This is a genomic window from Rhodococcus sp. T7 (assembly GCF_009872365.1).
Classification (GTDB): domain Bacteria; phylum Actinomycetota; class Actinomycetes; order Mycobacteriales; family Mycobacteriaceae; genus Rhodococcus_F.
On the sequence record NZ_WXYH01000389.1, the window covers coordinates 139,337 to 139,650 of the forward strand.

1 protein-coding gene is annotated in these 314 nt (G+C 72.6%); it reads left to right on the forward strand.

Going from position 1 to position 314, the window contains the following annotated elements:
• Positions 1-314: enoyl-CoA hydratase/isomerase family protein (locus MLGJGCBP_RS44615; RefSeq protein ID WP_201453376.1), on the forward strand; the 314-nt coding region annotated here is incomplete at both ends.

The window sequence follows — 314 nt, forward strand, 5'->3', positions numbered from 1 at the left end:
GAGTTCCTCAGGTTCCAGGAGACCGCGACCGGTGGCCTGGCGGCGCTGCACCACCTGCCGTTCCCGGTGATCGCCGCGATTCACGGTGCCGCGTCCGGGGGCGGGCTGTCGCTGGCGCTCGCCGCCGACATCCGGCTCGTGGCGCCCACCGCGAAGTTCAATGCGGCATTCGTCAAGGTCGGACTGTCCGTCGGCGAGCTCGGCACGTCGTGGCAGCTCACCCGGCTCGTCGGACCGGGCCGGGCCGCGGAGATCGCCTACACGGCGCGTTTCGTCGGCGCCGAGGAGGCCGCCCGGATCGGATTGGCGAACCG